The organism is Pedobacter sp. 05L430 (assembly GCF_056397585.1).
In genome coordinates, this window is the sequence record NZ_JBFTNT010000415.1 from 1 (window position 1) to 2,949 (window position 2,949).

General features: G+C 36.4%; 3 protein-coding genes. All 3 read right to left on the reverse strand.

The window, feature by feature from the left end:
• Nucleotides 1-983: GNAT family N-acetyltransferase (locus tag AC1DG9_RS25705; protein ID WP_477635530.1), on the reverse strand; the 983-nt coding region annotated here is incomplete at its 3' end.
• On the reverse strand, nucleotides 980-1,954 hold the full coding sequence (locus tag AC1DG9_RS25710) for a hypothetical protein (protein ID WP_288883671.1): 975 nt from the start codon (nucleotides 1,952-1,954) through the stop codon (nucleotides 980-982). The genes AC1DG9_RS25705 and AC1DG9_RS25710, both read right to left, overlap by 4 nt.
• A 58-nt stretch (nucleotides 1,955-2,012) precedes the next feature.
• Nucleotides 2,013-2,816 carry a phytanoyl-CoA dioxygenase family protein gene (locus AC1DG9_RS25715; protein ID WP_337715985.1) on the reverse strand — a complete coding sequence of 268 codons (804 nt, stop codon included), beginning with the start codon at nucleotides 2,814-2,816 and terminating at the stop codon, nucleotides 2,013-2,015.
• Nucleotides 2,817-2,949: the final 133 nt, after the last annotated feature.

Below are 2,949 nucleotides of genomic sequence, written 5' to 3' on the forward strand. Positions count from 1 at the left end.
CTTAATACCCTTTCCTGGTAAGCGCTTCTCTGTTCCTCAATAGGAAGGCTTAGATCCAGTACCACCACTTTTCCGTTATCTACCACCCCTCCAAAATCTCCCATCAGTTCTGCCTGGTCAAAGAAAGGGTTCAACCTGGAAAATACGGTAACGATCTTTTCATCTTTTAGGAAGTCCAGAAAACAATTCCTGAAATTATATACAAAATCTGAAGGAAGCTTGTGGAAATCCCTATTCGAAATCGGACCGCTATAACCATATACCGAACTCATATCATAGTATTCAGAATCCTGAATATCTCTTTTCAATAATGGGATAGCAATAAAATCACTCCCTTCTTCATAAACAAACAACATTGGAATTCCAGAAGTGTTATCCAATGAATGATAGGTCCATGAATGATAAAAATCATATTTCAAAGCCCTTTTTACAAGACCTTTCCACTCGGCCTCTTGTTCAAGTTTAACGATGTACTTCATGCCGGGTAAATTATTTTTAGTTATATAATCCTCTTTTATTACTTCCATTTTCAGATATTTATCACTACCTGGGATACCAACAAAACCTTGTTTACTATATATTCTGATGGCTGCATTATGTTCTTTATTTACTTCAAGTATTACCTTTTTCAGGTTTAGGGTAGAGAAAGCATAATCAAGAATAAGTGCTGTTGCCTTTTCTCCGATGCCTTTGCCCCAGCAGCTTGAGTCACCTATAAAAAGATGAAATTCGGCCTGTTGTTCTGAGATGTCAAGCAATTGCACGTTCCCGATATATCTCTTGCTATCTGTTAAGCAGATGGCAAATCTCTTTTGGTCAGTTCGCTTTAAAACACCCCTTAGCCAATCCCTCTCCACTTTCAATGTAATTGGCTCTGATGGATTGAAAGGTGTATACTTCCATATCTCCGGATTATTTCGCCATTTATAGGATATCATCGCATCCTCAAGTGCCAGAGGCCTTAAAAATATACTTTCGCTCATAATATTGTTTTTAATACATTAAGTATGCGTTTCATTTCAGAATGGGTATACCGATGATCTATTGGTATGGCGATAAGATGCGTTGTTAAATAATATTCATACATCTTTTTTGTAGTCCATTCCAGAACATTTGGCCAGTATGTAGCCACATATATTCTTTTTTCAAATAGCTTGTTTCTAATTTCGGTAGAAGAGATTAGCAGTGGATAGATCATCGGTCCATTTACAGAAGACGCATCAAATGAATAGTCGTTATAACTCTCCAGAAAATCATGAAGGTACATGAAGTTGGAATTTCTTCTGTATTTACACGCTTTATAATCTATACCTGATAAAATCGACTGAGATAAAGAAGACATTTTACGTATTGGGTTGTTGGAAAGAACAACATTATTTACAATAAAATCTTCGTACCCGCTTTCAATCCCCATGTCAATACTTTTTATCAGATGGGAAAATCTGTCTACCGACACATCTTTCTCTAGCTTTAGTCTTACATCACTAGTGCATTGAAGATAGGCCCCATCTGGTACACCAAAGAACTTTCGGCAAGAATAAAAAGTATCCACCCCCTCCAATGGCTCAGAAAAAAAAGCCTGGGAATTATCTACTATCAGATTTTCGAAAAGCTTACTTAGCCTTATAACGGTATCCTGTTTTAGTCCAAAATAATTTGTGTACAGCAGACCATCATCAGGACCTACCTCGAAATCGAGAACCGGATCCATATTTTCGTCAATAGTATAATATTGAAATTGAACACCCAACTTCTTAAGTGGCTCCAACATCACCTCACAGGTATAATAAGGTATGTGAACCAATTTATATCGCTTAACTTTGAGAATATATTCAAATGCATTCCTACCAGTATTTAATTTTATTAGCGAGGGATAAAATTCCTCACCTCTGGACAATTGTAATTCTAAATATCCTCCAATAGACTTCATTTTGTTTGAATATTGATTTTGCATTTTGAAAATAGGTTAACAATGGGATTGATGTATTTTGAATGAATCCAAAACGACTTAACTATTCCTGTCCCCTTTGGTACATTCTTTTATGAACTGGCTGATAATACTCATACAGATCCGTAGGAGTTCTTGCATTATAGCCTATAACTTGTCTAAGGTGGTCATTAAGTTCCTCACCAAAATCATAGCCTAATAATCTTGGATAATCAAGCTGTTGTTTCATAAACGGTTTTGTAAAGGCCATTGTAAGGGTCCTTCTTGGCTTGTCTGTATAATTTTTACCTGCAGCATGCCATAGGTTAGCGTCAAATAAAATAATGCTGCCTTTTCTTGCTACTGCTCTGTCCGCATAGTCATAAAAATATTGGTCGTCAGGCTTTTTATCATGCTTATGCGATCCGGTAAGCATGTATGTTGCGCCATTTTCTACAGTAAAATCATCAAGAATAACCATCATTTGGATCATAAGCTTAAATGATCCTGTAAAAGTTCTAACATCCCGATGAACATTCTGAACATACGGTTGTGCATTTCTTACATTAATTACCGCGCCTAATGAATTCAAAATGTAATTGCCCTTTAAGAAATGTATAATTTGCTCATGTGCATACTTTTGTTCTAAAAATTTTAATGTAAACAGCTGCTTCTCCACCAAGTGATGTAAGGTGCCATCCATATTTTGCGCAATGCCATTGGCTTCCTGTATCTTATGCCTTACTTCATAAGCCGGCAATAGGGAGTCATTGATTTCATCAAGTAATTCATTGCTTAAAGCATTTTCATATACGATCCAGCCGTATTCGCTGATCACCTTATCAAATATTGTAATATCAGCTTCCGAATAATCAAATTTATTGTTCATAATAGTACGTTTTATTTGTTATGCTTTGGTTTGCCTATACGCAGGAAAGAATGTAGACTGCTGGGTGAGCCCTACACCTTTTTGATGTAAAAGCGCATTATAAGATTCCTGGTCGCTAACGTAACACCAGATC